We start from the raw sequence: 24,608 nt of genomic DNA on the forward strand, positions 1-24,608 counted from the left end.
CAGATGGTCCTGGCATGTTCCACAGACAGGTTTCCGGTTCCGGACAGCAAGCGCTTCCATGAAACTTTCATAAACATGGTTCCAAAGCCGGGGATATGCCTTAAGACCTTGCCAGTCAAGGCAAATTAAAGTATCCTAGATAATAATGTTGCAACAAACGGTGTCAAATCTAAAGAGATAAACAGGAGGCTACCATTACCGATGTCCAAGAAGATTAATTTTGACTACACCAAAGCCCTTTCCTTCTTCAGCCAGACTGAGATTGACTATTTCGCCGCTCCGGTGAAACTGGCCCACGAACAGCTGCATAACAAGAGCGGAGCAGGCTCCGATTACCTGGGCTGGATTGATCTCCCTACAGCGTACGACAAAGATGAATTCGCCCGTATTCAGCAGGCTGCCAAGAAAATTCAAAGTGATTCCGATGTACTGATCGTTATCGGTATCGGCGGTTCTTACCTGGGAGCACGCGCAGCTATTGAGGCGCTTTCTCATTCGTTCTACAATAACCTGTCCAAGGATAAGCGCAAGACTCCGGAAGTTTATTTTGCCGGCAACAACATCAGCTCCACCTACATCACGCATTTGCTTGATCTGGTAGAAGGCAAAGACTTCTCCGTGAACGTAATTTCCAAATCCGGTACGACTACTGAACCGGCGATTGCCTTCCGTATCTTCCGTGCAGCACTAGAGAAGAAATACGGCAAGGAAGAAGCACGCAAACGTATCTACGCAACTACAGACAAGGAGAAGGGCGCACTCAAGAAGCTGGCTAATGAAGAAGGCTACGAGTCGTTCATTATTCCTGATGATGTTGGCGGACGTTATTCCGTACTGACACCAGTTGGCCTTCTGCCAATCGCTGTAGCCGGAATCAACATTGAAGAAATGATGCAAGGGGCCGCAGCTGCAGCGGATGAGTTCAACAATCCGGATGTAGCTACGAACCAGAGCTATCAATATGCGGCAGTGCGTAACGCACTTTACCGCAAAGGCAAGACTACAGAAATCCTCGTGAACTACGAGCCGTCCCTGCACTTTGTATCTGAATGGTGGAAGCAGCTCTACGGCGAAAGCGAAGGCAAGGATTACAAAGGAATCTATCCTTCCTCCGTTGACTTCTCTACAGACCTGCACTCCATGGGTCAATTCATTCAGGAGGGTAACCGCAATATCTTTGAAACGGTTATCCAGGTAGAACAGGTACAGCACCATGTATCGATCGAGTCTGATCCGGATGATCTGGACGGACTGAACTTCCTGACAGGCAAGACAATGGACTTCGTGAATAAGAAGGCCTTCCAGGGAACCATGCTGGCGCACACAGACGGCCAAGTGCCGAACCTGATCGTCACTATTCCTGACCAGACTCCTTATACTTTCGGCTATCTGGTCTACTTCTTCGAGAAAGCCTGCGGCATCAGCGGATACCTGCTGGGTGTGAATCCGTTCGATCAGCCGGGCGTTGAGGCTTACAAGAAGAATATGTTCGCATTGCTGGGTAAACCGGGCTATGAGAAAGAAAAGGCAGAGCTGGAAGCCAGACTAACTGAGTAGTTCACAACATAAATACGGATCATTCATACTAAGGTAAGTCATCAGGGAGCAGTCCATAGGTAACCATTACCTGGGCTGCTCCTAATATATATCAAGTTATCATATGTAGATTAAGGAATGGACAACAAATGCTGGAACAATACAGGACGGTACGTGCTTCCGGTTCACGGGAAGTCGTAATCCGTAAATCACGTTTCATCGGACATGTAATGCCGGTGGAGAGCGAAGAAGAAGCGATGCAATTCATTGATGACATCAAGAAGCAGCACTGGAACGCTACACATAACTGTTCTGCTTATATGATTGGTGAGAGGGATGAGATCCAAAGACAGTCGGATGACGGTGAACCGAGTGGAACGGCCGGGAAGCCGATTTTGGAAGTAATCCGCAGCCAAAAGGTTAAAAATGTCGCTATTGTAGTTACCCGTTATTTCGGAGGCATTATGCTGGGAGCAGGCGGACTGATTCGGGCCTATACAGACGGTGCAGTGCTGGCACTTGAAGCCGGAGAGGTGATCACCCGTGTGCTGAGGCGGGAGGTGTTCGTGGAAATCGAATACACCTGGCTGGGCAAGGTGGAGAACGCGCTGCGGGGCAGAGGCATCCAGACTGGTGAAACTTTATTTACGGATAAAGTTACGCTGCTATGTCTTCCGCGCAATGATGAAGGTGACGCATTTATCGCATGGATAACCGATCTTACCGGGGCGCAAGCCCAGGTTACGGAAGGGCGGCGGCTTTACTACAGCGAAGGGGAATAAATTTATGGCAAGAAGAGCAGTGGAGCAGGAATTGTCGAGGGAGAGGATACTGGAGGCGGCGAGGCATCTTTTTATAACCAAAGGGTACCGGGCCATTTCGATGCGCAGCATCGGCCAGCATCTGGGTTATAGTCACGGTTCTCTCTATTATCACTTCAAAGAGAAAGCTGAATTATTCTACGCAATCGTAGTCGAGGATTTCAATCATGTGGCTACACTGCTGAATCAGGCAATGAGCATGCCCCCTGAAGAGGGAATGACCCGTGTTGAACAGCTGATCATGGAGTTCATCCGTTTCGGGCTGGATCATCCGTACCAGTATGAGATCATGTTCATGATCCGCGATGAAGAGCTGCTTGCCTATTGTAGAGCAGAACAGGGCCGATGTTTCGAGTTGTTTGCAGGTATTGTCCGCCGTCATATGAAGGAAGAGGGATATGTCTCGGAAGACTGGCAAAGTGTACCGCTGACGCTGTTCTTGTCTGCTCACGGATTTATCTCCTATTATATTCAAGATAAGGTGCTGTTCGAAGATGTGAAGCAAGCCGCACTTACGCATGTCAAAGTACTAAGCCGCAGTTTATAATAACTGTTTTTTTTAACAATCCGTACTTTAGAGCGTTGCATTGGTATAACATTGATTGGCGAAAGTGTTATAGAAGCTATAAATAATATAGTGAGCAGCTCCGCAGGAACCGGCGAAGCTGCTTTTCTATAAGCATCATAAGACTGGACTAACCCCCGATGATTTTCAGATAACATTGCCGGTGTCTTGGACCATCGAACTCACAGAAATAGATCCCCTGCCAGCGGCCCAGCAGCAATGCTCCGTCGTGAATGATAATGGTTTGGGAAGGGCCTGCTGTGATTGACTTCAGATGGGAAGCGGTATTACCCTCGGCGTGGCGGTATTTCGGATGTTCCCACGGATAGACTTCATCCAGACGCATCAGCACATCATGTTTCACATCCGGGTCGGCGTTCTCGTTAATCGCAATCCCCGCGGTGGTGTGCGGACAATACACTACAATAATTCCGCTTCGCACTGCGCTTTTCTTCACATAAGACTGGACCTCGCGGGTGATATCCCGTAACTCATCCCGTTTGCTGGTACTGATCTCCATAGTATGAAGCATAATAAACTCCCCTCTCTTACATAGGCAAAATGATTGATATATATACTTTAACCCAAAAGCTACGAAAGTAATTGACGGCAGCAACCGGTGTTTGGTAAAGTAGTGATAACTTTAAACCAAGTATATTAATAGGAATAATTACAGCTTTAAAGACGAGTATACCGACCGGATAGCCGGAGGTGGGAGGCTTAACCATTGAATTCGTTAATTAGACACAAAGGCTGGACCTGGGGATTCCGTACAACTATTTTACTTTATTTTGTAGTGCTGATCGTGCTGCCAATACTCGGTGTCTATTACAATTCATTCTCGCTCGGTATTGGCAGTTTTGTCGAGAGTATTATGGATCCGATTGCCTGGAAGTCGGTCATATTAACGCTTAAGCTGGCGGTGATCGCCACACTCATTAACGTGCTGCTGGGGACGATGATTGCCTGGGTACTTATACGCTATAAATTTCCCGGTAAAGCGCTGCTGAACAGTCTCGTTGATCTCCCGTTTGCTCTGCCTACTGCCGTAGGAGGCCTAATGATTCTGCTGCTGTTGGGTCCGGGAAGCCTGATCGGCGGTTTGGCGGAGTCACTGGGGTTCGAGATTGTTTTTCACCAGCCGGCGATTGTGATTGCCATGGTCTTCGTCACTTTTCCCTTCGTGATCCGGGCGGTGCAGCCGCTGCTGGAGGAGCTGGACGCTTCTGAAGAAGAGGCGGCGTATACGATGGGGGCTAAGTCTAGCCGGGTGTTCCTGCAGGTCATTCTGCCGTCGATGACACCGGGTATGATTGGCGGCGGGATGCTGGCCTTCTCCCGGGCACTCGCTGAATTCGGAGCAGTTGTGCTGGTGGCGGGCAATATTCCTGGTCGGACGCTGGTGTCTTCGGTATTTATTTTCGGCGAAGTTGAGAGTGATAATCCGGTGGGGGCCGCAGCGGTCTCGATCATTCTCCTGACCTTGTCCTTTCTGATTCTCTGGCTGATTAGTCTGCTGCAGATGCGGGGGAGAAGATCATGAGAAGACTCTGGATTATACTGACGTATCTCGTATTCTTCCTGCTGATTGCCGCGCCGCTGGGTAAAATGACAATCGGTGCCTTCAGCGAAGGCTGGGGCGGCTTCTGGAATGCCCTGACCCGCCCGGAGGCACTGCACGCGCTGATGATGACGGGGTTCGTGGTGGTCGTAGTAACGCTGTTGAATACGCTGTTTGGCATCATGATGGCCTTGTATCTGGTACGTGCAAATTGGCTGGGACGGCGCCTGAAAAGCCTGCTGAACAGCATCGTTGACCTGCCATATGCGGTATCGCCGGTGATCGGCGGTCTGATGATCGTTCTGCTGCTGGGTCCGGACAGTGCGCTGGGAGCGCTGTTTGAACAAATCGGAGTGAAGATCGTGTATGCTTTTCCCGGAATGGTGATTGCCACATTGTTCGTGACCTTCCCCCTGATGGTGCGTGAGGTGATGCCGGTGCTGCAGGAGATTGGCTCCCAGCAGGAGGAAGCGGCTTCGACGCTTGGTGCGTATGGCTGGACGACCTTCTGGAAAGTTACCTGGCCTTCGATCCGTTGGGCAGTGATCTATGGGGTGATTCTGACGGTGGCCCGTTCGCTTGGTGAATTCGGTGCGGTGCTCGTTGTGTCCGGCAACATTATGAACAAAACGCAGACTGCGACCACGCTCGTCTATCAGGATGTCGAGAATTTCAATGTTACGGCTGCAGGCGGTATAGCGCTGGTGCTGGCCGCATTCTCCGCAGGTCTGCTGCTGTTGATGGAATGGAGCAAGAGAAGAAAGGGTGTGCACTAGTTATGCATGTAGAGGTCCGGGGACTGAATAAGCATTTTGGAGATTTCCATGCCGTGAAGGACGTCAATTTCGGGATTACCAAAGGTCATCTGATCGGACTGCTCGGCCCGAGCGGAGGCGGCAAAACCTCCATCCTGCGCATGCTGGCCGGCCTTGAGACACCGGACAGCGGGGAGATTATTTTCCACGGCAAAACTGTGAATAACCTGCCGCCCCAGGAGCGTGAGATCGGCTTCGTGTTCCAGAACTATGCACTGTTCAAGCACATGACGGTGTTTGAGAATATTGCTTTCGGGCTGAAGGTCAAAAAAACTTCGAAAGATACCATCCGTGACCGCGTGGCCGAGCTGGTGGAGCTTACCGGGCTGAAGGGCTTCGAGAAGCGGTATCCGCATCAGCTGTCCGGCGGTCAGCGCCAGCGTGTGGCTTTTGCCCGGGCGCTCGCGCCTGAGCCGCAGCTGCTGCTGCTGGATGAGCCGTTCGCGGCGATTGATGCCAAGATCCGCCAAGAGCTGCGTTCCTGGCTGCGGGAGCTGATTGAACGTGTCGGTATAACCTCGATCTTCGTTACCCATGACCAGGATGAAGCGATTGAGGTGGCGGATGAGATTATGATCATCAACCAGGGCCGCCTGGAGCAAAAGGGTACGCCGTGGGATATCTACAAGGAGCCGAAGACACCGTTCGTGGCGACCTTTATCGGGGAATCGACGCTGATCGAAAGTGCTTCCGAGCTGAAGGGCTTCAAAGGGGCAGGCGGCGGAAAATTGACCAAGGCGCTGATCCGTCCCGAGTATATCGAGGTGGGCCATCTGCATGAATTCAAAATGGCTTCGGCCACCGAGCAGGGCATTGTGAAGCATCTGCATTTCCGCGGCAGCGAGTGGCTGGTGGAGGTTGAGGTGAACGGACATAAGCTGGTAACGTACCGGTCACTGGAGAAGGAGACGCTGATTCCCGGTCAGCAAATTTCTGTGCTTGTGCACCGCGCCTACCTGTTTAATGATGAGCGGAGCTGGATTCAGGAGAACGGGCTGAAGGAAGACCCGATGCCTGTATTTATTTAATAAATATAACCCGTATGTAATTAAAAATATAAGATGTGGGATGTGTCGCCGGTATGAGGCTTTTCAGAAGGAGCAGACAACTGCACGGCTGGCTGGCTGCCTTAATGCTGGCGGTGCTCACACTGACCGCCGCCGGCTGCGGAAATGAGCAGGAAGGTTCAACTGCTGCTGCGCAGCAGGGGGACTTGACCCTGGTGGTCGGTGCGTACAGCGTAGCGAAGGATGCGATGGGTGAAATTCTGCCCTTGTTCGCGGAGGAATGGCAGGCCAAGACCGGCCAAAAAATTGTATTCCAGGAGTCCTATGAGGCTTCCGGAACCCAGGCGCGGGCGATTGCCGGCGGATTCGAGGCGGATGTCACTCTGCTGGCGATGGAAGGCGATGTTGAGAAGCTGGTCAAAGCGGGCCTAGTGGAGAAGAGCTGGAAGGGACGCGGCGAGGCCGGAATGGTCACACGTTCGGTTGTGGCCCTGGGTACACGGGAAGGCAACCCTAAGGGCATTCATGATTTTGCCGATCTGGCGAAGCCGGGCGTGAAAGTGCTCTATCCGAATCCGAAGACCTCCGGCGGTGCGCAGTGGGACATCAATGCGATCTATGGGGCGGGTCTGAAGCTGTCTGAGGAGCAGGAGGGAGCGAAAGACCCTGCTGCCGCGAAAGCTTTTCTCGAGAGCATACACGCTAACGTAGAATCTCTGGATAAAAGCGGACGCGCTTCGATGGCGGCCTTCGAATACGGGGTAGGCGATGTAATCGTCACTTATGAGAATGAGCTGCTGGCGCGGATAGCCCAAGGGGTAAAGTATGAGGTGATCATCCCGCAGAATACAATCCTGATCGAGAACCCCGCTGCAGTGGTGGACAAATATGCGGATGAGCATGGCACCCGAGAGGCGTCAGAGGCACTGGTGGATTATCTGACCACACCGGAGGCACAGGAGGTCTTCGCCAAATTCGGCTTCCGTCCGGTGAACGAGCAGGTCTATGCGGAGCATGAGAGCCAGTATCCGGTTCCTGCGGGACTGTTCGACATTAACTATCTTGGCGGCTGGAATGAAGTCCGTACAACCTTGTATTCTAAACGCGGGATCTGGTATCAGGTGCTGGCGGGGATTTAGGCGGAGAAAAAGGGATGGTAATAGAAGGTCAGACAAGGATGGATACTGATGTAGACTGAAGGAGATCGGGAGCCGGTGATTCCGCATACTGTGAAGTCTGAGTGACTAGGAGAGCTGTTCTGCGGCCGTTATGCGGTGCAGGACGGCTCTTTGTCTGTCCACGTGTTACGGGCGGAGGGGAAGTAAGAAGCGGGATGCAAGATGCAAAGCGGAGCCTGCTGTTTTATAATAAACAGGTTGATACATTGTGTAATGTGAGGGAGGGCTGGCTTATGGATACATTGGTTTTTGCGGGAACAGGGGATGCCATGGGCGTACCCCGGGTCTATTGCGACTGTGACACCTGTACGGAAGCAAGAACAAGTGGGCGCAATAACAGGCTGCGTTCTTCTGTTCTGATAGATAATGGCAGCAATTTTCTGATGATTGACTGCGGGCCGGATTGGCGGCGGCAGATGGAGCTGCTGGGGCACCGCGGCATGCGCAGACTGCTGGTGACCCATGCCCACTTCGACCATATCGGCGGACTGCCGGAGTGGGCGGACAGCTGCCGCTGGATGGGCTACCGGGGTGAACTCTACGCTCCGGCGGAAGTGATTCCCGTCATTCAGCGTCAATACCCGTGGCTTGCCGGACACATCGACATGATTCCCTGCGATGACGGCATTACACTGGACGGCTGGAGGATCAGTACGTGGCGGGTCAATCATGGCAAGAACGGATACTCGTACGCCTACCGGCTGGAGAAGGAGGATTATGTCTGGGTCTACTGCCCGGACTCCATTTCTCTGGGGCCGGACGAAACGAAGCCTATGCACGGAGCAGATCTGCTGGTGCTGGGGACCAGCTTCTACTACGAGGCAGCGGAGCTGTCCACCCGGTCTGTATACGATATGACAGAAGCGGCAGAGCTGCTGAACATTGTGCAGCCGCGCCGTGCGGTATACACGCATATGTCGCATGACGTGAATCTGGAGAAGGAATATATTTTGCCGGAAAAAGTAACGCTTGCCATTACCGGGATGAGGCTTCCGCTGTATCGGGAGAAACCCTAATCAGCCGGAGCAGCTTGTGATTTCAGCATGGACAATCCTGCCTGTATGTAAAGAAGCTCCGGATGCCCCGGAGCTTCTTTACATACAACCTGTTATTCTTGTCCAAGCAGCTTCTCAGTTTTGGATAAGAAGGTTTCCAGTGCTGAGGCGAAGTCGATATTCATCCGTTCAGCAAGAACCATCAACCACCACGCACATTCCCCAAGCTTATGCTCGAGTTCGGTTACAGTATCCCCTTGAGCCAGCCAGCGCCCCTGCTGGGACATCGTCAGACGGCCCACCAATCTGGCATCCGTCAGAAAAGCAAGCGCATCCTCTTCTACAGTCCACTCTTTACCATGATGCTGCCGCTCCAATTGATGATAAAGCTGTCTGATTTGAGCGGAGCGCAGAGCTGCTTCTTGAATATTCATGTTTCATCCCCTGCTTTCTTTTACCAATATAGCACTCTTAAGTAGACGGCAATATGTCATGTTACAATTACAGAATGGACAGGAGAAGCCTGCGGTGAAAGCTGCTTGTGAATCTGCCCCCGGCTTAATATGACATAATGTAGTCCTATTACATGGCGTATATTGAACTTGTAGTCTTGAACCTGTCAATTTAACCTGGAGAATGAAAAATTGCACATTTAAGCAGATATGGAGTGAGCGCGGGTGAACATGAATATGAGAACTCTGCAGCATGATTTTGAGCTGGATAATGCTATTTTTTTCGGCAGCTATGTTCTGGTGATAACAGATGGGAAGATGACAGGCGGGGGCGTGTGAACGGGTATGATGAACATGAGGTAGTCGTGGGAGGACGTAAACATTCGCGACACCTCTCAACGTTCGTTCTTACGCTACCTCCGCAAATTGAAATCGACTTTATATAATGAGTACGGATGCACGGCAGCAGCTTCCTTTCGTTCTAGCCTCTGAAGGGATCATCGCTGATTCCGGCATCCAGCACAATCCGGGCGTACTCCTTAGCGCTGAATAAGGAATGGTCCTTATAGTTGCCGCATTCCAGTGCAGAGACCGCAGGAACAACCTCTGTATCCAGTACTTTATGAAGAACCTTGGTTAGCGCGGCAGCGACGTCAGCAGGATTATGCTCATCCCAGATAATCAGATAGAAGCCGGTCCGGCAGCCCATCGGAGAGATATCGATAATGCCCTCCAGCTCATCCCGCAAATAGGTGGCCAGCAAATGCTCCAGCGTATGGACAGCGGCAGTAGGCAATGCGTCTGCATTCGGCTGCAGGAAGCGCAAGTCATATTTCTGAATCGTACTGCCCTTCGCATTCTTCTCCGTACCGGCAATCCGCACATAAGGGGCTTTTACCTTCGTATGATCCAATTGGAAGCTTTCAACCTTCGCCATCTTCTTCCTCTTCCCTTCTAGCTTTTCATATCAAATTATCACACCGGATAAAAGAAGTAAACCTGTATTGACCCGTACTCTCAGCGTCCCTCCAAGAGATACCCCGTCAGTTTCAGTCTCAAGACCGATCTCTGATTCCGTCTGCCGACGCTGGGGAAGAGTCCTCCAGTTCTGTAAACTGAAGTCATAATAGGCAATAGAGTTAAGAATGAATAGAGGGGTCTGGCATTTTTATGCAACTAATGTGTATATTTCTTTATTTTCAAGAAGAGTAGGACGCACTATAATAACGATATTCTAATGGAATATTTTAAAAGATAAGGATTTATATGCTTCCCGCCTACAAATATCCTTAGCTTTCTCGCTGAGACAGATGCCGTCATCCAAAGGACGGCGTAGCCGTTTCGCTTGTAATTTCATTAAATCGATTATCGTGGAGGGTGAAATTGAATGAGTGAGAATATGGTTCCGATTCTGCTGGATATCCCGGAGAGCTTTGAAACCGAGCGCCTGCTTGTCCGGGCTGCGCAGCCGGGGGACGGTGCTGAGATGAATGAGGCCATCGGGGAGAGCCTGAAGGAATTGCAGCCGTGGATGCCCTTTGCCCGAAGCATGCCTGCGGTGGAAGAGACCGAGCGATTTGTCCGGGAGTCGCGGGTAGCGTATCTGAAACGCTCTACGCTGAATATGCAGATCTACAGCAAAGCGGAAGGGAAGTTCATCGGCAACATTGGCCTGCATCACATTGACTGGGAGGTCCGCTGCTTCGAGACGGGATACTGGATCAGAAGCTCGTGCGCAGGCAACGGATATATTACGGAAGCGGTGAACGGGATTACGGATTTTGCTATCCGTGAGCTTGGGGCTAACCGGATTGAAATCCGCTGCAGTGCGCGGAATAAGCGGAGTGCCGCTGTCGCCGAGCGTGCAGGGTTCACACTGGACGGCATTCTGCGCAAAAGCACCCGCGAGACGGACGGGGAGCTCCACGACAGCAAGGTATATGCTAAGGTGCGTGGTACAGAATTTTAAAGGGAGATGATGATGTGAAGAAGAAGGGTGCTTTCGCCAGATTAAGTACATACATGCTGAGGCATAAGCTGACTTATACCATATTGCTGCTCGTTACCCTATTCAGTATCGTACTTGATCTCACGATGGCCTGGTTTCTGGCCCGGATTACAGATGCTGCGGTCCGTCTGGATGTGGAGGCCTTCGAAGGTCTAGCCTGGTTCGGGGTTATATTCTTGGCTGTTGCCGGAATTAATACGTTTCTCAGTATGTATCTCAAAACCAATATATCAGCCAAAATCAGAAATGAGCTGCGGCAGGATATGATGGGACATACGCTGGCCTTGCCGCAGTCGTATTTTGACCGTAATCATTCGGGCGATCTCTTGTCCCGGTTCACGAATGACAATCAATCGGTCGGTGAAGCCTGCGGACAGGTCATGATGGACCTGCTGCGCAATCCGCTGCTGGCGGTGGCATCCTTCGCCTATCTGATCTATATTAATTGGCTGCTTGCACTGATCTGTCTGTCCGTAGGACCGCTGTTGTTCCTGACCGGCAAAGTATTTGGTAATGCGATGCGTGCCAACAGTGTACGGGTGCAGGAGAGTATGAGCAAAACGACGGCTTTCCTGAATGATATTCTGGGCAGCAGCATGGTGTTCAAGGCCTTCTCAATGGAGCGAAGACTGCAGAAGCAATATGTGGGATACAGTGAGAGCATTGCCTCCGGAGAGAAGAAAAAGGCGAGAATCGAAGGGGCAACGGGGGCTCTTTCCGCTGTGCTGGGTAACCTTACCTTTCTCCTGGCGCTGGTCATTGCCGGATGGTTCGTGGCCAACGGAAGGCTTGAGGTCGGAGCGATGATTGCCTTCATTCAACTGATGAATTATCTGGTAGGGCCGTTCTCGGTACTGCCGGGGCTGGTTGCTTCCATGCAGCAGTCGCTGGGTGCGGCGCAGCGGATTTTTGAAGTAATGGATGCTCCTGTTGAGGTTGATGCACTTCCTCACCAGCTGGTGGAGCAGCCGGATTTCAGGGTATTGCAGCTCTCAGATCTGTCATTCGGATATCCGGAGAGTGAGAAGCTGAGTCTAAACAAGGTTAGTCTGGAGCTGACGCAAGGGAAACAGATGGCGGTGGTTGGCCCGAGCGGCGGCGGTAAATCCACACTGTTCAAGCTGCTGCTCGGTTTCTACAAACCGGATGAAGGCGAAATTTCAATCAATGGCCAGCCGATTGGCGGGATGCCGCTGGAACAGCTGAGAAGTTATTTTGCCTATGTACCGCAGGAGTCGGGGCTGTATACGGGAAGCATCCGTGACAATATCGAGAGCGGCAAGCCGGAGGCAACTGAAGAAGCGATTATTGAAGCGCTGCGGCAGGCGAATGCTTATGAGTTCGTAATGGAATTGCCGGACGGCATTCACACGGATATTGGGGAGCATGGCTCCAGATTGTCCGGCGGGCAGAAACAGCGCCTGTCCATTGCCAGAGCGATGCTGAAGAATGCGCCGATTCTGCTGCTGGATGAAGCTACGGCTGCGCTCGATAACGAATCGGAGAAAATGGTCCAGCAGGCGATCCGGAAGCTGATGAAGGATAAGACAACACTTGTCATTGCCCACCGCCTCACAACCATTCAGAATGCTGACATCATTCTGGTGATGGAGAACGGGGAGTTTGTAGAGCGGGGCAGACATGAGGAGCTGCTTGCTGCAGAGGGGCGATATTCCGGTCTGTATCATTCGCAGCTGGACGAAGAAGTGGCGTCAGAGGGGCTGGAGAGCTGTAAGCCTGGTTTACAGCCAGCGGGAAGTGTGGAGTATGAGAAGCCGGGTCTGGAGATCGCGGTAGGCGAAGCCTAATATCAAGGGATCAATATAACTGTCTTCAGGGTAGCCTACGGCCTTCCCGAAGCATAAACAGCGGGTTTCCGGTTATGGGGGCCCGCTGTTTTTGTCGGATTTTTTTGTTGCGAATGACAGTTCTCACATACAGAGTCAGTAGTCACAAAATATAATAAAAGCAGATTATAAATTTTCGATCTATTCCTCATCAACCCCCTCTAGTACAAACATACGCTGTTGGTTTTGCAGTTCCTTATGGAAGAGCTTTTTAGAATTATACAAAAAGCAGAAATGTGCAAATCACACCCGGCATGTAACCCTCATATGCAGCATAATCTTTAGTAATTCATTGTTTATTCCAACCTGTTCGATTGACAGAAGATTGAGAGAAAGGTAATTAACCAAATATCCAGCATAGGGAATGGAGGAATACGCCCTGATGGAGGTATTGCTCGGCAAATTAGTTGAGCAGAATGAGCTGACTAAGGAAGAAATTATGTATTTCCTTAAGAATCTAACTCCTGATTTCAAGCATCGCTTGTACATTCTAGCGGCACAAACTAGAAAGAAACACTATAATGAAAGCGTTTTTTTGCGAGGCTTAATAGAATTTTCAAACTTCTGTAAACAGGATTGCCTATATTGCGGCCTGCGCAGGTCCAACTCTAGGGCTAGTCGTTACCGGCTGACCGAGGAGGAAATTCTGGAGTGTGCGGCAGAGGGCTATCGTCTGGGATACCGTTCGTTTGTCTTACAGAGTGGAGAGGATTTTTACTTCACGGAAGAACGGATGATCCGCTTAGTCACGAGCATGAAGGATCAGTATCCTGATGCAGCAATTACCTTGTCCATTGGAGAACGAAGCGAAGCATTTTATCGTGCGCTTTTTGATGCAGGGACTGACCGATACTTGCTAAGGCATGAGGCAGCCTCACGCTCGCTTTACGAGTCTTTGCATCCAGGGATGTCGTATGATAACCGCTTGAACTGTCTGCGGACTCTCAAGGAGATTGGCTACCAGGTTGGAGCCGGTTTTATGGTTGGACTTCCGGGTCAGACCTACGAGCATCTTGCAGAGGATCTGCTATTTCTGAAAGAACTTCATCCGGAAATGATAGGCATAGGTCCATTCATCCCGCATAGCGCAACACCGCTTAAAGATGCTCAAGGTGGAACTGTTGAGGACACGCTCGTGATGATTGCCATGGCAAGATTGCTCGTTCCAGATGCTCTTATGCCTGCTACCACGGCAATGGGAACTCTGGATAGAGAAGGCAGGGAGAAGGCGCTTTTGGCAGGAGGAAATGTTGTTATGCCTATTCTGTCACCGCTGAAGGTTCGCGAGAAATATGCCTTGTATGAGAACAAGATTTGCACGGGTGACGAAGCTTCACATTGCAGGAACTGTATTGAAATGAGAATCGCAGCCGCTGGATTTAAGATTGAACTCAGTAGAGGGGATCACTGCAGCTTCATTCGCACACCAGATAAAAGCTAATGCTGTGAACATCATTCTTAATAATGTAAGTGAATACTTTCACGTTCTAAGGAGGAGATTTAATGTCAACTTTGCCAAAAAAGAATGCGCTAGGTTTTTACGAAATCCGTCTTGAATCCATCGGCGGACTTGGTGCCAACCTTGCAGGTAAAATGCTCGCCGAGACAGGTGCTATTGAGCTTGGCTTCAATGCAGCGAACTTCTCGTCCTACGGCTCGGAGAAAAAAGGCACCCCCATCAAAACCTTTGTCCGCTTCTGTGATCCCGAAGTGGAGATCAGGGACCACAGTCCGATTGAAGAGCCCCATCTGGTTGCGGTTTTTCATGAAGCCTTGTACAAGACAGTTAACGTGGTAAGCGGCATGCAGCCGGATGGAGTTGTACTGGTTAACACCTCACGTGACTTCGATGAGGTTCGCGCAGACCTGAAGCTTGAATACGGCACGATTGCATTAGTAGATGCGATGGGGATAGCCGTTGAAGAGAAAACCAAGGTAAATACCTCGATGCTTGGTGCTATGTTCCGTATCTGTGACTTCCTGGATCCGGAAGCGATGCGTAAGGTAATCCGCAGAACCTTTGAGAACAAATACCCGCACTTGGTAGAGCCGAACATCCGTACCTTTGATCGCGGTTACAATGAAGTGAAATTCAAAACCTATGATGTGCCGGAAGGTACCGAAGCCAAGCCTTTTATACGTGCCAAATCCGTACTTGGCTATCTAACACAGCTGCCCGGTGGCGTTATTACAGCTCAAGGCAACAGTATGCTGAAGGATTTGAGCGGCTCGCGGTCTGGAATGCTGCCGGTACTCGATTCAGATTTGTGTGTTAGCTGTGCGGCTTGCGACAATGTTTGCCCTGATTATTGTTTTGTTTGGGAGACCACTGAAGATAAACGCGGACGCCAGCAGCAGCAGCTCCTCGGGATCGATTATCAATACTGTAAAGGCTGTCTGAAATGCATCGATGTATGCCCAACAGAGGCACTCACCAGTCTCCGTGAGGAAGTTGGGTTTGCCGAACAACATCGCGTTCCTCAAGTGTTGTAAATCAATCGAAAGGGAGGATACAAAAAATGGCTGTAGTTGAAAATCAATTGACAGGGGTTAAACTTGCCGAGCAAGTCACACACTTCGAATCCGGAAATGAAATGGCTGCAACAGCAGCAGCTCAAATTAATTACCATATCATGGGGTATTTCCCGATAACGCCTTCCACGGAAGTAGCTCAATACCTGGATCAGATGAAAGCCCGCGGTCAGCACGACATTCAGCTGATCGCAGCGGATGGTGAGCATGGTTCTGCCGGAATATGCTACGGTGCGGCGATGGCGGGCGCACGCGTGATTAACGCTACCAGCTCCCAAGGCTTTCTATATATGCTGGAGCAGCTTCCCACCCAATCCGGGACCCGGTTCCCGATGGTGCTCAACCTCGTTACCCGTGCAGTCAGCGGACCGCTCGATATCCGGGGGGATCACTCCGATTTGTACTATGGTCTGAATGTAGGCTGGGTCATCCTGACAGCCAGTACACCGCAAGCAGTATATGACATGAACATCATGGCACTCCGAATTGCTGAACATTCTGAAGTACGTCTACCCGTTATCGTTGCTTATGACGGCTTCTTCACATCTCACCAAAAACGCAAGGTCCAATATTTCAAAGAGAACGAAGTCGTACAGCATTTTGTGGGTCCAAATCCGAATCACAATTATCCCAACGTCTCAGATCCTTCCCATCCGGTAACCATTGGTGCACATATGGGTGGCGATGACCTGCTGAATAACCATTATCAGCTGTCGGTAGCGCTTGAAAAGGCGGGTGAAGTCTATGCGGAAGTTGCCCGGGAGTATGCCCTCTTGTCAGGACGTGAATATCCGATTCTTGACCTGTATCGTATGGATGATGCCGACGTAGCTGTGTTTCTGCTCAACTCAGCAGGTGAATCAGCCAAGGATACCGTTGACGCGCTGCGCGCCAAAGGCATCAAAGCAGGGTTAGTTCGTCCGAACATCATCCGTCCGTTCCCGGCTGAACAGCTGCGCCAAGCGCTCAAGAACGTCACAGCACTGCTTGTCGGTGAACGCGCAGACTCTTATGGTGCTCAGGGCGGCAACCTGACTCACGAAATCCGCTCCGCTCTGCAAGTAGATCCGGAGAACAAGACTATCATTCTCTCCCGTATCTTTGGCCTGGGCGGTAAAGACTTCTATGCTGATGATGCAGAAGCATTCTTTAAATTGGCTGTTGAGGCGGCAGAAAAGGGCTATGCGGAGACACCTTTTGACTATCATGGATACTACCCTGGTGAAGAAAAGGATGCTCTTGCTCCGGTGATGGAACCGATGCATGGGGATGCCTTCAAAACGGGCCTGATCACAGTCACCCAAAACGAAGATACCGGTTTGTTGAAAGTGAAGCTTCCGCCACTTAGTCAATTGACTGTGAAGCCGCACCGCTTGGCTTCAGGACATGGAGCATGTCCTGGCTGTGGTGCACTCTCCGCACTGGAGCTGTTTTTCAAGGGAATCGAAGGCGATATGGTCGTCCTGTTCCAGACAGGATGCGCGTATGTTGTAACGGCAAGCTATCCGTACTCGTCTCATAAACAAACCTTTGTCCACAATCTGTTCCAGAATGGTGCAGCCACCTTAGCCGGTATGGTGGATGCCTTCTATGAATTGAAGCGGCGCGGCGAAGTTCAGGTTAGTGACGATGTGACCTTCGTGATGGTATCCGGTGACGGCGGCATGGATATCGGGATGGGCGCAACCGTAGGTGCAGCACTCCGCAACCATAAAATGATCATCCTTGAATACGATAACGAGGGTTACATGAACACTGGCTCTCAATTGTCCTACTCCACACCTATGGGACACATGACCAGCACCTCTGGTGTCGGTAAAACTCAAAAAGGGAAGAAGGGGCATCACAAGGATACGGCTCAAATTCTGGCGGCCTGCAACATCCCTTATGTATTCACCGGTGCCGAATCCAATCCTCAGGATTTGCTGCAGAAGGCAGCCAAGGCACAGTGGTACGCCAATAATGTCGGGACTGCCTACGGGAAGCTGCTCTGCGCCTGCCCGCTGAACTGGAAATCCGCTGACCATAGTGGCTATGACCTAGTGAAGGCGGCTGTGGATTCCTGCTTCTTCCCGCTGTATGAAATTGAGCAGGGCATCACCAGCATCACCTACAATCCGGAACTGAAGGGCAAGCGTATTCCGGCAGTGGATTGGCTGAAGGGAATGGGCAAAACCAAACATCTGCTCAAGGATGAAGAGCTGCTGAAAGACTTCGAAACCGAAATTGAGCGCCGCTGGAGCAGGCTGAAACTTAAGAGCGAAAGTTCGCTGCTCTAGTATGGGTTGTGATGAGGCTGACAACTGCCGGAGTTGGCCTCATTCTTTTCACTGAAAATCATTCTCAATACATTATATCCGGAGTTAAGCAAAAAATTCAAGATTCCTGAGTACCTTGCCTAACTTTTTTACCTTGAATGGAGGGAGTATGGACATGGAACAACAAGCCAGCAGTTGTGTGGGCGTAGCCGAAGCGGATGAGAAGCTGATGAAGGTACAATCCGCGATTTCTCAGTTCAAAATGATCAAGGGGGCACTAATCCCCGTACTACATGAAATTCAGGATATTTACGGGTATCTGCCGGAGCCGGTGCTCCAGATAGTGTCTGCCGAGCTAAACTTGCCGATGAGTGAAATCTATGGTGTCGCGTCCTTTTATCATTTCTTTTCGCTAACCCCCAAAGGGGAGAATGTGGTCCATCTATGCCTCGGGACAGCCTGTTATATCAAAGGCGCACAAGGGATTCTCGACCGTCTGAGCACGGAGCTTAAAGTGCCTGTTCAGGGAACTACTGAGGACAACAAATTCACACTTGAAGCCACACGCTGCTTGGGGGCCTGCGGTCTTGCACCAGTTATGACGATTGGCGAGAAGGTCCATGGACGGCTGGCGCCTAATAACATTCCGGTAATTCTGAAGGAATACAAATGATGATCCTGCGCCTCTGGCGCATGTGATAGGGGAGGTATGAGTATGAAGCTTCTAACGGATCTTGAGGCCATCAGAACGCTTACGCAAGCTCGTCTGGACAACCGGAGAATCACCGGGGAATCTCCGGATTCCATCTCGTTCAGATCAGTGATGGTATGCGGGGGGACGGGATGTACATCGTCCGATTCCAATCAGATTATTGCTAAGCTTAACCAGGAAATAGCAGGCCACGGCATTCAGCGGCAGGTGGAAGTGGTACGTACAGGCTGCTTCGGACTATGCGAGCTCGGGCCGGTCGTTATCGTCTATCCGGAAGGGATTTTTTACAGCCGGGTGGAGGTTCAGGATATTCCAAAGCTGGTGGAAACGCATCTGCTTCAGGGCAAACCATACGAGAAGAAAATCTACGAGAAGACCAAGCAGGACGGCGAAATCCTGAATTTTGAAGAAACCGAATTCTACAAGAAACAAGTGCGGATTGCTTTGCACAACTGCGGTGTCATTGACCCGGAGAATATTGATGAATATATCGGCAGTGACGGCTATCAGGCGCTTGACAAAGTACTGAAGACCATGAGCCGTCAAGAGGTTATTGATACGATGAAGCAGTCCGGACTGCGGGGACGCGGCGGCGGCGGATTCAACACTGGTCTGAAATGGGAGTTTGCCGCGAAGCAGGATAAAGAGCAGAAGTACGTCATTTGTAATGCGGATGAAGGAGACCCGGGGGCATTCATGGACCGCTCGATCCTCGAAGGCAATCCTCATTCGGTCATTGAGGCGATGGCGATTGCCGGCTATGCGATTGGCTCTAACCAAGGCTTCATCTATGTCCGTGCGGAATATCCGATCGCAGTCCAGCGGTTCATGAAAGCGCTTGAACAAGCCCGTGAATATGAGCTGCTCGGCGACAATATTCTGGGAACAGGCTTTAGCTTCAACATCGATGTGCGGCTTGGCGCGGGGGCTTTTGTCTGCGGAGAAGAAACGGCTTTGATCCATTCGATTGAAGGGCACCGGGGAATGCCGACGCCCAAACCGCCTTTTCCGGCTGTTCAGGGCCTGTGGGGGCAGCCGACGATCATCAACAATGTGGAAACCTTGGCGAATGTTGCCCAGATTATTCTAAAAGGCGCCCCGTGGTATGCAAGCATCGGGACCGAGAAGTCTAAGGGCACTAAAGTATTCGCTCTGGGCGGAAAGGTTGTGAACACCGGGCTCGTTGAGGTTCCTATGGGAATCACGCTGCGCGAAGTTATTTTTGAAATCGGCGGCGGGATTCCGGGCGGCAAAAAATTCAAGGCCGTACAGACCGGCGGGCCTTCCGGCGGCTGTCTGACGGAAGAGCATCTGGACTGTACCATTGATTTCGACACGCTGACCAGCCTGGGCTCGATGATGGGCTCCGGAGGCATGATTATCATGGATGAAGACACCTGTATGGTTGACGTTGCCAGGTTCTACCTGGATTTCACACGCGATGAGTCCTGCGGGAAATGCACGCCTTGCCGCATAGGCACCAAACGCCTGCTGGAGCTGCTGGATAAGATCACGGAAGGTAAAGGAAGCTTAGACGATCTTGAGAAGCTGGAGAACCTTTCGGTGCAGATCAAGAATGCCTCACTGTGTGCGTTAGGTCAGACTGCTCCAAATCCGGTATTATCCACCATTAAGTATTTCCGCGAGGAATACTTGGCCCATATTGAAGGTCATAAATGTCCGGCTGGTGTCTGTAAATCGCTGATTTCTTATGAGATCGATCCTGATCTGTGCCGGGGCTGCAGCCTTTGTGCCAAGAAGTGTCCAACGGATGCGATCTCCGGCGAACTGAAGGAACCGTTTGTCATCGATACGGCGGTCTGCATCAAATGCGGCGTCTGCTTCGATGTATGCAAGTTTGAAGCCGTAGCGATAGTCTGACGAGAGGAGTGAACACTTTGAATACGATAAAAATCATGATCGACGGGATCGAGACAGAAGTCCAGAAAGGCACGACTGTGCTCGAAGCGGCGCGAAATCAAGGCATTGATATCCCCTCCCTGTGTTATTTGAAAGGAATCAACCACTCGTCCAGCTGCCGGGTATGTGTGGTGGAGGTGGGTCCGAGGCTTATTGCCTCCTGCACGCTGATTGCGGAAGAAGGCATGAAGATTCAGACGAACACCCGGAAAGTCCGGGAAGCCCGTAAAGCTTCCGTTGAGCTTTTACTGTCCGATCATAGTCAGGAGTGTCTCGGCTGCTCCCGCAGCGGCGGTTGTGAGCTGCAGGACGTCTCCAGTACGCTGAATATCCGCAAAGTGACCTACACAGGTGAGAAATCCAGCCAGGAGAAGGATTATACATCTCCGTCTATCGTTCGGGATGCATCCAAATGTATCCTTTGCGGCCGCTGTGTCGGGGCTTGCGGGACGATGCAGACAGTGGGTGCCATCAGCTTCGCGAAGCGCGGGTTCGATACGGTAATCTCTACCGCGTTCGGCCGTCCGCTTGCGGAGTCCACCTGTGTCAACTGCGGCCAGTGTATTATGGCTTGTCCGGTAGGTGCACTTAGTGAGCGTGAGAACATCGATGATGTGTGGAATGAGCTCGCAGACCCGGGCAAATATGTTGTGGTCCAGACAGCACCTGCTGTTCGCGTAGCCCTGGGAGAAGAATTTGGCCTGCCGGTTGGAACCCGGGTTACCGGTAAAATGGTCGCAGCACTGCGCAGGCTTGGATTTGATAAAGTGTTCGACGCCAACTTTGGCGCGGATCTTACTATTATGGAAGAAGGGACTGAACTGCTCTCCCGAATCAGCAGCGGAGAGAACCTGCCGCTCATGACATCCTGTTGTCCTGGCTGGGTGAAATTTATGGAGCATAACTTCCCGGACCGGCTGGATAACCTGTCTACCTGCAAGTCACCGCATGAAATGGAAGGCGCTATCGTGAAGTCCTTCTTCGCCAAGAAAATAGGGATGGATCCCAAAAATATGTCCGTAGTCTCCATCATGCCTTGTACCGCCAAGAAATTCGAAGGAGCGCGTGAAGAGCTGTCAAGTGAAGGGCTGCAGGATGTCGACTGGGTCCTCACCACCCGTGAGCTGGCATCCATGATCAAGGAAGCCGGTATAGACTTTGCGAACCTGAAGGACGAAGCGTTCGATAATCCGATTGGCCAGGGCTCGGGGGCAGCCGTTATATTCGGTGCAACGGGCGGTGTAGCAGAAGCAGCACTCCGTACGGTATTCGAAATCACCTCAGGCAAGGAACTGGATACGGTCGAATACACAGCTGTGCGGGGAATGGATGGCATTAAGGAGAATGTGATCGAGCTGCCGAATGGCCAGAAGATCCGTACGGCTGTTGTTCATGGTCTGGGCAATGCCCGCAAGCTGATGGAAGCGATGGAGCTCGGGGAAAAAAGCTATGAGTTCATAGAAGTTATGGCCTGCCCCGGCGGCTGTATTACGGGCGGAGGCCAGCCGATCCTGAATGCGGGGACATCCGAGCGGATCAATATTAAGGCTGAGCGTGCCAAAGCGATCTACACGGAAGATGAGGCGCAGACGGTTCGCAAATCGCATAACAATCCTTTTATCAAAGCGCTCTATGAAGAATTCTTAGGGGAGCCTAACGGTCACCTGGCCCATGAGCTGCTGCATACTCATTATAGGGTGCGTTCCAAAGTATAAGCTTATGGCCTACACATTTAAGAGGAGGTGAAGAATTTGCGGAAGGGCTGGGAAGCGGCGGATTTTATCAATGATGAAGAAATTCTGCTTAGTCTGGAAGAGGCGAAAGTGAAGGCTGGCGATCAGGCCTATGTGCAGTCTATCTTAGAAAAAGCAAGGGCCTGCAAGGGGCTTACGCACCGGGAGGCAGCTGTCCTTCTTGAGGTTACAGATCCAGAGGTGCTAAGCAGTATTAACCGTTCTGCAAAGGTGATTAAAGAGAAAATATACGGCAACCGTATTGTATTATTCGCTCCTTTATATATAAGCAACTACTGTGTGAATAACTGCGACTACTGCGGATACAAGCACACCAACGGGGATTTCCTGCGGAGGAAGCTAAGCCAAGAGGAATTAGCCGCTGAAGTACGTGTGCTTCAGGAGCTGGGGCATAAGCGCCTTGTTCTGGAAGCGGGGGAAGATCCGGTGAACTGTGACATTGACTATGTTGTCGAAGCCATCCGGACGATCTATTCTGTCAAGGTGGATAATGGCAGCATCCGCCGTGTGAACATTAATATTGCGGCTACTACAGTGGAAGATTATACGAAGCTTAGGGATGCGGAGATAGGCACCTACATTTTGTTCCAGGAGACCTATCACAGACCCACCTATGCAGTCATGCATCCCCAGGGACCCAAAAGCGATTATGACTGGCACACTACGGCCATGGACCGGGCACAAACGGGGGGGATCGATGATGTGGGCATAGGCGTTCTCTACGGCCTATATGACCATAAATACGATACTGTTGCTATGCTGATGCATGCCGAGCATCTGGAAGAGAGGTTTGGTGTGGGTCCTCATACGGTATCTGTTCCCAGGCTGCGTGAGGCGGAGAATGTAAATCTGGATGTGTATCCGCATCTGGTGAAGGATGAGGATTTCAAGAAGCTTGTTGCCGTCCTGCGCCTGGCTGTTCCCTATGCCGGAATGATTCTCTCCACCCGTGAAGAGCCAGCCTTCCGTGACGAGGTGATCAAGCTGGGGATTTCACAGGTGAGTGCAGGCTCCTGTACCGGGGTCGGAGGCTATATGGAGAACAAACAGGGGGCCGCAGGCCAGCAGGGAGAGAAGCCTCAATTCGAAGTCAGTGATCACCGGTCACCGGAGGAGATTATTCTTGGACTATGCCAGGATGGATACGTTCCCAGCTATTGTACCGCCTGCTACCGGGAAGGGCGGACGGGTGACCGTTTCATGCGGCTGGCCAAATCCGGGCAGATTCATAACATCTGCCAGCCCAACTCTCTTTTAACCTTCAAAGAATACTTGCTGGATTATGCGGACGAAACGACCCGTACCTTGGGGGAAGAGATCATCCGTAAGGGGCTTGAGGATATTCCGAAGGAAGCTGCGAGGAAGGCAACGATTGACCGGCTCCTGCGCCTAGAAAACGGTGAACGGGACATACACTTCTAAAAATCGCATATTGAGGAGAGAAAAGTGATGCAATTTACACCCCAATCTAACAAAATGCATATTGCTGTTTTTGGAAGAAGAAATGCAGGAAAATCCAGTCTGATTAACGCGCTCACCGGGAAATCAACGTTGCTGGTCAGTGATGAGCCGGGAACGACAGCTGAACCGATATTCCAATACCTGACTATGAAAAATATGGGCACCCAGATTATCGTAGATACAGCAGGAATTGATGATGAGGACCTGTTCCGGGTCCAAAAGACGAGAGAGGTCATGGATCTGACAGATCTTGGAATCATGATCTTCTCGGATGAGGCCGGCGACTATAAGCTGGAGAAGGAATGGGTCCGGGAAATGGATAAACGGAATATCCCTGTTATCGGGGTGATCACCAAAACGGACGACCATTATACAGATATTGATTCCTTAAAAGCGGCGCTGACTATACCCTTCGTGAAGCTCAGTGTGAAGCGGAACACGAACCTTGGCAGTCTGCGTTTTGCCATGAGCGACCTTGCTCCCGCCGAGTTTGAGCGGAACAGCATCGTAGGGGACCTCGTGAACCTGGGCGATCTGGTCGTAATGGTGATGCCTGAACTGATCCCTGCACCGAAATACCGGCTGGTCGCCTCACAGCAGCAGATCCTCCGCGACCTGCTCGATCATCACGCCATAGCCGTATCTGTTACTGAAGAAGAACTGCCGGAGCTGCTTGCGGGCTTAAACCGTCTGCCGAATCTGGTCATTACCGATTCACAGGTGTTTGACAGAGTGAACGAGATCATACCTGCGAGTGTGCCATTAACCACGTTTGCGATCCTGATGGCGCGCTTTAAGGGGGATTTGAACACCTTTGTGGCCGGTGCCGGAATGATCTCAAGCCTCAAGCCCGGCGACAAGGTTCTGCTGTCAGAGGCCTGCATCCATCACCCGCATAACGGAGAGATTGACCGTATGCTGGTCAAGGCCAAACTGGAGGAGATCGCCGGCGGCAGACTGGAGATTACGACCAGCGTGGGTCCGGATTTCCCGGATGATATCTCCGGGTATAAGCTGATCGTTCACTGTGGGGGCTGCATCTTTAACCGGAAGCAGCTGATGATGCGGCTGCGGAGCTCGGGAGTGCAGAACGTGCCGATTACCAACTACGGCATCGCTTTTGCCTATTTCCGCGGGATCCTGCCGCGTGTGCTGGAAGTTCTGGAAGTAAAGGCCTAAGCAGATT

The 24,608-nt window shown here is 51.3% G+C and carries 21 protein-coding genes; 18 read left to right on the plus strand and 3 right to left on the minus strand.

The features are described 5' to 3' along the window. Window positions 1–201: 201 nt before the first annotated feature. The 3 genes from R50912_RS06260 (at window position 202) to R50912_RS06270 (ending at window position 2,904) form a co-directional block, all read left to right on the plus strand. On the plus strand, window positions 202–1,557 hold the full coding sequence (locus R50912_RS06260) for a glucose-6-phosphate isomerase (protein WP_042233261.1): 1,356 nt from the start codon (window positions 202–204) through the stop codon (window positions 1,555–1,557). 128 nt (window positions 1,558–1,685) lie between these two features. Continuing rightward, window positions 1,686–2,318: a YigZ family protein gene (locus R50912_RS06265; protein ID WP_042233263.1), complete on the plus strand. Its 633-nt coding sequence runs from the start codon at window positions 1,686–1,688 to the stop codon at window positions 2,316–2,318. A gap of 4 nt (window positions 2,319–2,322) precedes the next feature. Continuing rightward, window positions 2,323–2,904, plus strand: a complete 582-nt coding sequence (locus tag R50912_RS06270; protein WP_039296452.1) for a TetR/AcrR family transcriptional regulator — start codon at window positions 2,323–2,325, stop codon at window positions 2,902–2,904. Window positions 2,905–3,052: 148 nt separating this feature from the next. Here the strand turns inward: R50912_RS06270 and R50912_RS06275 are convergent, their stop codons facing one another. Further along, window positions 3,053–3,454 (minus strand): secondary thiamine-phosphate synthase enzyme YjbQ, encoded by a 402-nt coding sequence (locus R50912_RS06275; protein ID WP_042233266.1) that lies wholly within the window; start codon window positions 3,452–3,454, stop codon window positions 3,053–3,055. A gap of 195 nt (window positions 3,455–3,649) precedes the next feature. Here R50912_RS06275 and cysT point away from each other — a divergent pair, with 195 nt between their 5' ends. The 5 genes from cysT to R50912_RS06300 all read left to right on the plus strand — a co-directional run bounded on the left by cysT (window position 3,650) and on the right by R50912_RS06300 (window position 8,499). Then, window positions 3,650–4,465: a sulfate ABC transporter permease subunit CysT gene (gene cysT / locus R50912_RS06280; RefSeq protein WP_042233268.1), complete on the plus strand. Its 816-nt coding sequence runs from the start codon at window positions 3,650–3,652 to the stop codon at window positions 4,463–4,465. Continuing rightward, on the plus strand, window positions 4,462–5,259 hold the full coding sequence (locus R50912_RS06285) for a sulfate ABC transporter permease subunit (protein ID WP_042233270.1): 798 nt from the start codon (window positions 4,462–4,464) through the stop codon (window positions 5,257–5,259). Before cysT ends, R50912_RS06285 begins: the two co-directional genes overlap by 4 nt. Before the next feature lie 2 nt (window positions 5,260–5,261). Continuing rightward, entirely contained in the window at window positions 5,262–6,326 is a 1,065-nt protein-coding gene (locus R50912_RS06290; RefSeq protein ID WP_042233272.1) for a sulfate/molybdate ABC transporter ATP-binding protein, read from the plus strand. 53 nt (window positions 6,327–6,379) lie between these two features. Then, complete coding sequence (locus R50912_RS06295) at window positions 6,380–7,444, plus strand: sulfate ABC transporter substrate-binding protein (RefSeq protein ID WP_042233274.1); 1,065 nt, start codon at window positions 6,380–6,382, stop codon at window positions 7,442–7,444. A 272-nt stretch (window positions 7,445–7,716) separates the two neighbouring features. Beyond that, window positions 7,717–8,499 carry an MBL fold metallo-hydrolase gene (locus R50912_RS06300; RefSeq protein WP_042233275.1) on the plus strand — a complete coding sequence of 261 codons (783 nt, stop codon included), beginning with the start codon at window positions 7,717–7,719 and terminating at the stop codon, window positions 8,497–8,499. A gap of 92 nt (window positions 8,500–8,591) precedes the next feature. Here the strand turns inward: R50912_RS06300 and R50912_RS06305 are convergent, their stop codons facing one another. Then, window positions 8,592–8,912 (minus strand): MazG-like protein, encoded by a 321-nt coding sequence (locus tag R50912_RS06305; protein WP_042233277.1) that lies wholly within the window; start codon window positions 8,910–8,912, stop codon window positions 8,592–8,594. 499 nt (window positions 8,913–9,411) lie between these two features. Beyond that, window positions 9,412–9,867 (minus strand): S-ribosylhomocysteine lyase, encoded by a 456-nt coding sequence (locus R50912_RS06310; RefSeq protein WP_042233279.1) that lies wholly within the window; start codon window positions 9,865–9,867, stop codon window positions 9,412–9,414. A 450-nt stretch (window positions 9,868–10,317) separates the two neighbouring features. Here R50912_RS06310 and R50912_RS06315 point away from each other — a divergent pair, with 450 nt between their 5' ends. From R50912_RS06315 to hydF, 10 genes are all read left to right on the plus strand, one after another. Beyond that, window positions 10,318–10,899 carry a GNAT family N-acetyltransferase gene (locus R50912_RS06315; protein WP_042233281.1) on the plus strand — a complete coding sequence of 194 codons (582 nt, stop codon included), beginning with the start codon at window positions 10,318–10,320 and terminating at the stop codon, window positions 10,897–10,899. A 14-nt stretch (window positions 10,900–10,913) separates the two neighbouring features. Then, window positions 10,914–12,746 (plus strand): ABC transporter ATP-binding protein, encoded by a 1,833-nt coding sequence (locus R50912_RS06320; RefSeq protein ID WP_052416042.1) that lies wholly within the window; start codon window positions 10,914–10,916, stop codon window positions 12,744–12,746. Window positions 12,747–13,167: 421 nt separating this feature from the next. Then, window positions 13,168–14,226, plus strand: a complete 1,059-nt coding sequence (gene hydE, locus R50912_RS06325) for a [FeFe] hydrogenase H-cluster radical SAM maturase HydE (RefSeq protein ID WP_042233283.1) — start codon at window positions 13,168–13,170, stop codon at window positions 14,224–14,226. Between the two features lie 62 nt (window positions 14,227–14,288). After that, window positions 14,289–15,278 carry a 2-oxoacid:acceptor oxidoreductase family protein gene (locus tag R50912_RS06330; protein WP_042233285.1) on the plus strand — a complete coding sequence of 330 codons (990 nt, stop codon included), beginning with the start codon at window positions 14,289–14,291 and terminating at the stop codon, window positions 15,276–15,278. A 26-nt stretch (window positions 15,279–15,304) separates the two neighbouring features. Continuing rightward, the gene (locus R50912_RS06335; protein WP_042233287.1) at window positions 15,305–17,596 is read left to right on the plus strand and encodes a thiamine pyrophosphate-dependent enzyme; all 2,292 of its coding nucleotides are present in this window, start codon (window positions 15,305–15,307) and stop codon (window positions 17,594–17,596) included. Window positions 17,597–17,750: 154 nt separating this feature from the next. Further along, window positions 17,751–18,248 (plus strand): NADH-quinone oxidoreductase subunit NuoE family protein, encoded by a 498-nt coding sequence (locus tag R50912_RS06340; protein WP_042233288.1) that lies wholly within the window; start codon window positions 17,751–17,753, stop codon window positions 18,246–18,248. 42 nt (window positions 18,249–18,290) lie between these two features. After that, a complete protein-coding gene (gene nuoF, locus R50912_RS06345) occupies window positions 18,291–20,168 on the plus strand; it encodes an NADH-quinone oxidoreductase subunit NuoF (protein WP_197073046.1) in 1,878 nt (625 codons plus the stop codon). A gap of 17 nt (window positions 20,169–20,185) precedes the next feature. Further along, window positions 20,186–21,922, plus strand: a complete 1,737-nt coding sequence (locus R50912_RS06350) for an NADH-dependent [FeFe] hydrogenase, group A6 (protein ID WP_156122977.1) — start codon at window positions 20,186–20,188, stop codon at window positions 21,920–21,922. A gap of 36 nt (window positions 21,923–21,958) precedes the next feature. Next, complete coding sequence (gene hydG, locus R50912_RS06355) at window positions 21,959–23,383, plus strand: [FeFe] hydrogenase H-cluster radical SAM maturase HydG (protein WP_042233290.1); 1,425 nt, start codon at window positions 21,959–21,961, stop codon at window positions 23,381–23,383. A gap of 27 nt (window positions 23,384–23,410) precedes the next feature. Then, window positions 23,411–24,601: a [FeFe] hydrogenase H-cluster maturation GTPase HydF gene (gene hydF / locus R50912_RS06360; protein WP_042233293.1), complete on the plus strand. Its 1,191-nt coding sequence runs from the start codon at window positions 23,411–23,413 to the stop codon at window positions 24,599–24,601. Window positions 24,602–24,608: the final 7 nt, after the last annotated feature.

Origin of the sequence: Paenibacillus sp. FSL R5-0912 (assembly GCF_000758605.1) — a bacterium.
Lineage (GTDB): Bacteria > Bacillota > Bacilli > Paenibacillales > Paenibacillaceae > Paenibacillus_AQ.

Bases quoted from the DNA above. Each gene is read 5' to 3' on its own strand.
- R50912_RS06260 (WP_042233261.1), top strand. From the start codon at position 202: ATGTCCAAGAAGATTAATTTTGACTACACCAAAGCCCTTTCCTTCTTC.
- R50912_RS06265 (WP_042233263.1), top strand. From the start codon at position 1,686: ATGCTGGAACAATACAGGACGGTACGTGCTTCCGGTTCACGGGAAGTC.
- R50912_RS06270 (WP_039296452.1), top strand. From the start codon at position 2,323: ATGGCAAGAAGAGCAGTGGAGCAGGAATTGTCGAGGGAGAGGATACTG.
- R50912_RS06275 (WP_042233266.1), bottom strand. From the start codon at position 3,454: ATGCTTCATACTATGGAGATCAGTACCAGCAAACGGGATGAGTTACGG.
- R50912_RS06285 (WP_042233270.1), top strand. From the start codon at position 4,462: ATGAGAAGACTCTGGATTATACTGACGTATCTCGTATTCTTCCTGCTG.
- R50912_RS06290 (WP_042233272.1), top strand. From the start codon at position 5,262: ATGCATGTAGAGGTCCGGGGACTGAATAAGCATTTTGGAGATTTCCAT.
- R50912_RS06295 (WP_042233274.1), top strand. From the start codon at position 6,380: ATGAGGCTTTTCAGAAGGAGCAGACAACTGCACGGCTGGCTGGCTGCC.
- R50912_RS06300 (WP_042233275.1), top strand. From the start codon at position 7,717: ATGGATACATTGGTTTTTGCGGGAACAGGGGATGCCATGGGCGTACCC.
- R50912_RS06305 (WP_042233277.1), bottom strand. From the start codon at position 8,912: ATGAATATTCAAGAAGCAGCTCTGCGCTCCGCTCAAATCAGACAGCTT.
- R50912_RS06310 (WP_042233279.1), bottom strand. From the start codon at position 9,867: ATGGCGAAGGTTGAAAGCTTCCAATTGGATCATACGAAGGTAAAAGCC.
- R50912_RS06315 (WP_042233281.1), top strand. From the start codon at position 10,318: ATGAGTGAGAATATGGTTCCGATTCTGCTGGATATCCCGGAGAGCTTT.
- hydE (WP_042233283.1), top strand. From the start codon at position 13,168: ATGGAGGTATTGCTCGGCAAATTAGTTGAGCAGAATGAGCTGACTAAG.
- R50912_RS06330 (WP_042233285.1), top strand. From the start codon at position 14,289: ATGTCAACTTTGCCAAAAAAGAATGCGCTAGGTTTTTACGAAATCCGT.
- R50912_RS06335 (WP_042233287.1), top strand. From the start codon at position 15,305: ATGGCTGTAGTTGAAAATCAATTGACAGGGGTTAAACTTGCCGAGCAA.
- R50912_RS06340 (WP_042233288.1), top strand. From the start codon at position 17,751: ATGGAACAACAAGCCAGCAGTTGTGTGGGCGTAGCCGAAGCGGATGAG.
- nuoF (WP_197073046.1), top strand. From the start codon at position 18,291: ATGAAGCTTCTAACGGATCTTGAGGCCATCAGAACGCTTACGCAAGCT.
- hydF (WP_042233293.1), top strand. From the start codon at position 23,411: ATGCAATTTACACCCCAATCTAACAAAATGCATATTGCTGTTTTTGGA.